The sequence below is a fragment of the Hydrocoleum sp. CS-953 genome (genome assembly GCF_002260545.1).
Classification (GTDB): domain Bacteria; phylum Cyanobacteriota; class Cyanobacteriia; order Cyanobacteriales; family Microcoleaceae; genus Trichodesmium.
Window position 1 is genome coordinate 1 of record NZ_LGSU01001148.1, and the last position, 7,308, is coordinate 7,308.

5 protein-coding genes are annotated in these 7,308 nt (G+C 36.7%); 3 read left to right on the forward strand and 2 right to left on the reverse strand.

The features are described 5' to 3' along the window. Nucleotides 1-193: 193 nt before the first annotated feature. On the reverse strand, nt 194-895 hold the full coding sequence (locus AFK68_RS18135) for a GerMN domain-containing protein (protein WP_094672937.1): 702 nt from the start codon (nt 893-895) through the stop codon (nt 194-196). Between the two features lie 359 nt (nt 896-1,254). Here AFK68_RS18135 and AFK68_RS18140 point away from each other — a divergent pair, with 359 nt between their 5' ends. From AFK68_RS18140 to AFK68_RS18150, 3 genes are all read left to right on the forward strand, one after another. Next, entirely contained in the window at nt 1,255-2,268 is a 1,014-nt protein-coding gene (locus tag AFK68_RS18140) for an Npun_R2821/Npun_R2822 family protein (RefSeq protein ID WP_246844266.1), read from the forward strand. A 181-nt stretch (nt 2,269-2,449) separates the two neighbouring features. After that, a complete protein-coding gene (locus tag AFK68_RS18145; RefSeq protein ID WP_094673977.1) occupies nt 2,450-3,616 on the forward strand; it encodes a hypothetical protein in 1,167 nt (388 codons plus the stop codon). Nucleotides 3,617-3,965: 349 nt separating this feature from the next. After that, nucleotides 3,966-5,069, forward strand: a complete 1,104-nt coding sequence (locus tag AFK68_RS18150; protein WP_094673978.1) for a polysaccharide pyruvyl transferase family protein — start codon at nt 3,966-3,968, stop codon at nt 5,067-5,069. Between the two features lie 315 nt (nt 5,070-5,384). Here the strand turns inward: AFK68_RS18150 and proS are convergent, their stop codons facing one another. After that, nucleotides 5,385-7,190, reverse strand: a complete 1,806-nt coding sequence (gene proS, locus AFK68_RS18155; protein ID WP_094673979.1) for a proline--tRNA ligase — start codon at nt 7,188-7,190, stop codon at nt 5,385-5,387. Nucleotides 7,191-7,308 lie beyond the last annotated feature (118 nt).

The window sequence follows — 7,308 nt, forward strand, 5'->3', positions numbered from 1 at the left end:
AAATAAATCTTTTCCTTATTCGTCAATCCTCTCCCTTTTAGGGAGAGGTAATTATCAATTATCAATTATCAATTATCAATTATCAATTATCAATTATCACTTATCAATTATCAATTATCAATTATCAATTATCAATTATCAATTATCAATTATCAATTAATGAATGAATCCCTACTCCCTACTCCCTACTCCCTTAATTTAATTGAAACTCTTGTTGGAAATTCTGCCGAGTAATAGGTTGAGATACTTCTAATCCTTCTCCCCCCAGCATTTCTAAAGGTTTACCACCCACGAAAATCCAAACTTTAACATCTGGTTCTAAACTAGAGGCAGTATAGATAACTTGTCCCAAACGCCCCATCATTGAAGCACTACCACCTCCAGAAGTAAACTCTTCAGATAAGTCAATGTAGACTCCATTATTTTCCACAGTTAAGGCTTGAATTTTGGTTCCTTCGGGTATGGCGCTGACCACATCTGTATTTTCTGGTCCAGATAATAAACGGTCAAAAGCAGCGGTCAAAATAGCTTCCGGTTCGTTTGCTGCTTTGATTTTTACCCCAGAGGAAACTAAACCAATCTCTCCAGCACTATCCTTAACCCAGTATAGTTCCACAGTCTTTTCTGTAACTGCTTTAGGTTCTGGTTGGATAGAGAAAGGAGATAGTTGGGAGTCTGGAGAATCAATTGTAGCAGGAGGTGGAACAGGTAGAGTTTGATTAGGTGAGTTTTGAGTTGAGGGGTTTGTGAGATTCTGGGAATTATCAGAAGTTTTTGTGGTGGTTGATTTTAAATTTGTCCACAAGGCGATGCCACCACCTACCGCCACTGCCAATGCACAGACACTGGCCACAATACCAACAGATATATTACGAGTTTGATTTTGTTCTTTCATTTTGACCCTCCTTGAGAATTAGGCAGAATGGCGGTGAGGAGCTGAGTTATAACTTTCTCTTAGGTTAACAATATTACTTCTATTATTAGAACTGATCTATAAATAGAATCTCAAGAAAGTTTTGTCCAAGTAAAATTATGGGTTCTTGTTAATTATAGTTTAGTCATAGTGAAGCAATTATTTATATAGTCATTCCAAATAAGAATGAAACACTTTTTTAGCTGAACCCCCTTTAGAGCAAAAAACCCTCATTTCAATCTAAACTAAAATGACTATAGTTTCCTGATTTACCTCATGGTCAAGCGAATATCTATAGCATAAATCAGAATTTATGCTCAAAAGCTGGACAATTATCAATCATGTTCTCTGGTATTTATACGCTTGCTAATGATACTGTTTACGATCAAATGGTCGCTCTGCTGAACAGTATAGAAAAAAACATTGGAACTCATATACCTGTTTGCATAATTCCCTATAATGACCACCTAAGAAAAGTTAAATGGGAGATTCAGTCCCGTCCCAACGTTACCTTATTCAGTAACTTATCAGTAATTCAACAGTGGGATAATTTTATTAATGATGTTTGGGAGGCACATCCAAGGGCTAAAGACCCTAAGTATTTGAGGCCAGGTTGGTACAAGGGCTTTGTTCATCGTAAGTTTGCAGCGTTTGAAGGAGAATTTGAACGTTTTGTTTTTTTTGATGCTGATAGCTTGGCAATGAAACCTATTGATGATATATTTCAATGCTTGGACAAGACCAATCTCGTATTTAATGACTGGGAGCATTCCAAACGGGGGGATAAAACAGAGGTAATACCAGAAAAGTTAGCGGAAAAGTTAAACTGTCCGGTGGCTGATATTTATCCTCAATTTCATTGTGACAGTTTTTTTGGCTCTAAATATGGGCTTTTTAATGGAGAAGTTTTAGCTAGACTCAAAAATTTTCTCATTAATGAGCAGGGTATTCAATGTGTCCGAGACCGTTGCTGGTGGTCTACATCAGCACTTTTTAGCATTTTGACAATTAAAGAAAATTGCAGTTTTTTTAATTTTACCCAAAGTGAGAATGGACAAGAACGCACAGGTAATTGTGCTGATGCCGATCCCTTTATTTATAAAGGGGGTGTCCTGTATAATGAACAAGGTTTGAAGCCTATTCATCGCATTCATTATATGAATTATCCCTCTATTGGTTTCTCTCGTTTATGTAAAGGGGAAGCAGTAAATATTCGATATGCAGATACCTTTTTGGACTACCGTTTTTTGAAAGATCCAAGTCAAAAACCTCAAACATTAAAAGAGCCAAGCAGCTTAACTCAGATGAATCGTAAGGTCAATAGTGTAATCAAAAAAGTTGGCAAGTTTTTCTAGTAGTTTTTAATTTTTTATTTTGTGAGTAAGCATTCTCTCACAGTATAATTGTGAGCTTTTATTAACTCATAATTTTATGTTTGACAGATAACTGGACATTTAATTGAAAATTTATTTGCCAAACTTAAGCAATATCAAATTATTGTCACCCCTTATGATAATTTTGTCAGAGACTTCCTAAATGAAAATTCTAAATTTATACCCTCAACCCTTGGAGCAAGTAGGCACATATGTGCGCCGCAGTTGTAAGATTGAACGTCAAGATGATGATCAGATCATTAATTCTCGGGTACTCTGGTATGAATTTCCTGAGATCGAAAACTTGCCGACAGATACTGATAGTGAAAGCTATTTAATAGCTGTAATCATGGAAGCAATGTTAGAAAACCGTAAAATTGTTGTACATGGTAGAGTTTCAAGAGAATTACTTGCCAATTTAACGGAATATCGCGATGCTTGGTGCTGCTGGTTGCCCCAAGTTTATCATCCTGTCGATTTTCAAGTTGATGAAATTGTAGATAATGTTGTACGACTACCTAGTGCTGTATGTGCCTTCTCTGGTGGTGTTGATGCAACATTTAGCGTTTGGCGTCATGCGAAAACTAAGAACGGTTATCGCTCACAAGCAATCAAAACCTGTGCTATAATTCACGGCTTTGATATTCCCTTGCAAAATGAAGAAGCATTTGTAACTGCATTTAATCAAGCATCTGCTACACTTAAATCTATAGATATCCCACTTCTACCTATCCGTACTAATTTTCGCAAAGTAATATGGACGAATTGGGAACATGTTTTTGCAGCAGCTCTCGTTGCAGCACTTCAAAATTTCAAAAAGATAGTGGGGACGTGCCTTATTGGGAGTAGTGAGCCCTATAAATCTCTTGTCTTTCCCTGGGGATCAAGCCCAATTACAGATCATCTCTTGTCGTCAGAGGAATTTAGAGTATTACACGATGGTGCAACACATAGTCGAACACAAAAAGTAGCCACAATAAATGAATGGAAAGAAGGTTGCGACAACTTGCGAGTATGTTGGCAAGGAGCATTAAAAGATCGAAACTGTGGTAAATGTGAAAAATGCTTGCGAACAATGTTCAATTTCAAAGCAAATAATTTGAACATTCCAGCTTGTTTTCGGGAAAGTTCAATTAGTGATAAAAGTCTTTTTCAAATTCGGGCTTCTAATGATGCTGTGCTAAGTGAATGGGGAGAAATTTTGGATAGTGCTATTTGCAATAATGTTCAAGATAATTGGGTTAAGATACTCAGTCTAACCTTAAATTATCAAAGAGCTTTGAAAAGTATAAAAAGATTCTTGAAGCTTGTTTTACGTAAAGGTAAGTAATCGGACAGAAATAAACGGCACGATGTTAATACATATAAACTGGCTAAAACTTTTTTCTGCCTGTTGTCTCACTTCACAGTTAGCTTTAATTGTGTCTGATATAAAATTCGGATAATTAATATATCCAAGTAATTGCGACTGGAACTCGTCGAAGGAAGCAATCTCAGGGGCGCAGATCGATTACTTCCTATCGTCGCAATGACAAATGTTCAACTGGATTCTATATGACTACTGAGTTTCTATTGAACAATTGGTCAAAATATTACTGCTTGTGACTACTTGGCGTAATATAAGGCCACAATTCCTGACATGAAAAAAATAACCTTATTTATAGTTCTTATCTAAAACAATGAGTAATCTGAATAATCCACAACTGCAAACTACTCAAAATATCAAAAATTATCTACACGAAGCGCTTAATAATATTCCAGACTTTAATAATTGTGCATTACTTGACTATCCTTCTTATTCTAATATTGGAGATCATCTAATTTGGTTAGGTAGTGTTTTATATATTTTCCAACATCGCAAGGCTAAGATTGATTATGTTTCTAGTATTGGCAATGGCTTCTCTGAAAGTGATTTTTTAAATCGCTCTAAAGGAGGACCGATTTTTTTAAATGGTGGTGGAAATTTTGGTGATATCTGGCCAGCTTTTCAAATATTTCGGGAAAAAATTATCGAACAGTATAGAGATAGATCAATTGTTATTCTGCCTCAAACTATTTACTACTCTAGTGAAGAAGCCTTAGAAAAATCAGCTCAAGTGCTGAATAAACATCCTGATTTAACCATTTTTGTCAGAGATGATAGGAGTTTTGCTATTGCCCAGCAAGCTTTTTTCAAATGTAAAGTTTATAAAGCTCCTGACATGGCTTTTCAAATGGTTGATTTACCTAAGACAAATATAAATTCTTCTCATTCAAATCAGACACTTTATTTGTGTAGAAAAGATGCAGAGATGAACAAAAAGTTTAAACCAAAAAATATCCCCGTTGAGAATTTAGATGTAGATGATTGGATATCTTTTAATTGGATGGGTAAAATTCCCAAGGGTTGGATTTATGTTCCAGGTCTTGTCCGTCTGATTAGAGAAGGTTGGCAAAGGGGGTTGAAAACTCCCCAAGAATGGGGTTCTCGTCAAGCATGGCAATGGTTACATCCTGACTCATCTGTGTTTAATCAAGTGCATCGTCCTGAGTTACATCGCAAATCTTGGGGATATATGCACAGTGGTATTTATCAACTCCAAAACTATAATTTGGTTATGACTAACCGTCTTCATGTGCATATTTTATGTTTGATTTTGAATATTCCTCATATATTGTTACCTGGTTCTTATTACAAAATACCAGCTTTTTATGATACTTGGACATCACAAATTCCTTTCTGTCATCTTATTGAGAATGTAAATGAGATACCTGATGCTATAAAAAGGTTAACTTTCCAATAGGTATAACAAGGGAATTTTTTTCTTTTATTGGTCGATTGAATCTGGTTTTTCTCCATGAATTGAGACGCTTTATACCTTGATTTTTGGGTGCATCTCACATTTGCAAAAATACTTTTTTCCTATTCCCTATTCCCTATTCTCTTTTCCCAGTTAAGTGTTCCTTCAAAGCAATAAATTTTTCCCTTTCTTAAAAATTGAGATGCACCCTAATTTTTCGGTAAAGATGAAAACCATTGCTGAAATTTATTACTTAAAAAAAAACAGCAATGGTTAACAAGATAAAAATCAAAGTTGAATTTTTCCAGACAGAAAAAATCATGTTAATGCTTTCTCAATTAACTCTTTTAAAGTAGATAATACTTTCTCTACCAAAATTTCTTGAGATTGATGAGTTGCTCTTTCTACAAGTTCAACTTTGCCAGATTTTAAAGATCGCCCTGTCACTATTCGATAGGGAATTCCAATTAAATCTGCATCTTTGAATTTAACACCTGCCCGCTCGTCTCGGTCATCTAAAATAGTCTCTATCCCTGCTTCATTTAATTCTTTATAGAGACTTTCTGCTACTTCTATTTGTTGAGCATCTTTAATATTAGGAATACAAATAACCACATGATAGGGAGCGATCGCCACAGGCCAAATTATCCCATCCTTATCATAAGACTGTTCTACTGCTGCTTGGGCCAGACGAGACACCCCCACACCATAACATCCCATCACTAAAGGCAATTCTTCACCCTGTTCATTTGTATAGGTTGCCCCCATAGCTTGAGAATATTTTGTCCCCAACTGGAATATATGACCCACCTCAATACCTCTAGCAGTTTCTAGATTTTGACTAGGGTCATGTACAGCGCGATCGCCTTTTTGAGCCTTTCGCAAATCTACCACCAACTTTGGCAAAGCAAATTCCTGCCCCCAATTTGCCCCCACAACGTGATAACCTGATTCATTACCACCAGTTGCAAAATCTGTCAAGTATACAGCTGTTTGATCGACCATTCGTAGGAACTTTGGACTAACCTGCTTACTAGAAGCGATATAATCATCAGACAAATCTGGAGCAATATAACCCAAAGGTAAAGACTTAGCAGTCCATTTCTTTTGGGCTGCCACATCTGGCACAGTCAAGGCTAAAACAGTTTTCGCCTCATAATTTCCAGCCAACTTAGTCAACTCATTCAACAATTTCACATCATTAACATCTTGGTCTCCCCGAAGACTTACCAATACCAAAACAGTCATCCCATTGTCATAAACTGCCTGGTACAAAACATTTTTGACTATATTAGTTGCAGAACAATGGAGAAACTCGCACAGCTTTTCAATAGTTTCAGTACCAGGAGTTTCCAATTTTTCATAAGTATCAAAATGTGAAGTCTCCCCATCTACAGGCAAAGACACAGCTTTTTCCATATTTGCAGCATACTTACCATCTTCGGTATAGAGAATTTCATCCTCACCAGCATCTGCCAAAACCATAAATTCTTGGGAACCAGAACCGCCAATGGCCCCAGAGTCAGCATCTACGGCCCGAAATTGTAACCCACTGCGACGTAACATATTTCGATAAGCCTTATCCATATCCTGATAAGTCTTTTTCAGACTTTCCTCATCAGCATGAAATGAATAGCCATCCTTCATAATAAATTCCCGACCCCGCATTAAACCAAATCTAGGGCGAATTTCATCCCGAAATTTAGTTTGGAGTTGATATAAATGTAGAGGTAATTGTCTATATGAACGAATCATCTCTTTAGCGACAGTAGTTATGACCTCTTCGTGAGTTGGGCCTAATCCTAATTCCCGATTTTGACGGTCAATCAGAGAAAACATAATACCCTCAGCTTGGGTATAAGTATCCCAGCGACCAGACTCTCGCCACAGGTCGGCGGGTTGAAGTTGGGGGAGCAAACATTCTTGGGCACCAGTAGCATTCATTTCTTCACGGACAATTGTGGAGACTTTATTTAGGACTCGCAACATTAAGGGAAGATATGCGTAGATACCACTACCAATACGACGAATATATCCAGCACGGATGAGGAGTTTGTGGCTAGGAATTTCTGCTTCAGCAGGGTCATCTCGTAGAGTGACTAATAACATTTGAGATAGTCGCATTGTTGCTCCTTGTAGAATTCAGAATTTAGAATTTAGAATTTAGAATTATTTGTAGGACTTATGGAAAGACTATGTATATAGTGTTTAAAACTCAAACTTTATAGTTTTTTGACTCTAT

What these genes read in the sequence shown, in the direction of transcription:
- AFK68_RS18135 (WP_094672937.1), bottom strand. Translation starts at nt 895, where the DNA reads ATGAAAGAACAAAATCAAACTCGTAATATATCTGTTGGTATTGTGGCC.
- AFK68_RS18140 (WP_246844266.1), top strand. Translation starts at nt 1,255, where the DNA reads ATGTTCTCTGGTATTTATACGCTTGCTAATGATACTGTTTACGATCAA.
- AFK68_RS18150 (WP_094673978.1), top strand. Translation starts at nt 3,966, where the DNA reads ATGAGTAATCTGAATAATCCACAACTGCAAACTACTCAAAATATCAAA.
- AFK68_RS18145 (WP_094673977.1), top strand. Translation starts at nt 2,450, where the DNA reads ATGAAAATTCTAAATTTATACCCTCAACCCTTGGAGCAAGTAGGCACA.
- proS (WP_094673979.1), bottom strand. Translation starts at nt 7,190, where the DNA reads ATGCGACTATCTCAAATGTTATTAGTCACTCTACGAGATGACCCTGCT.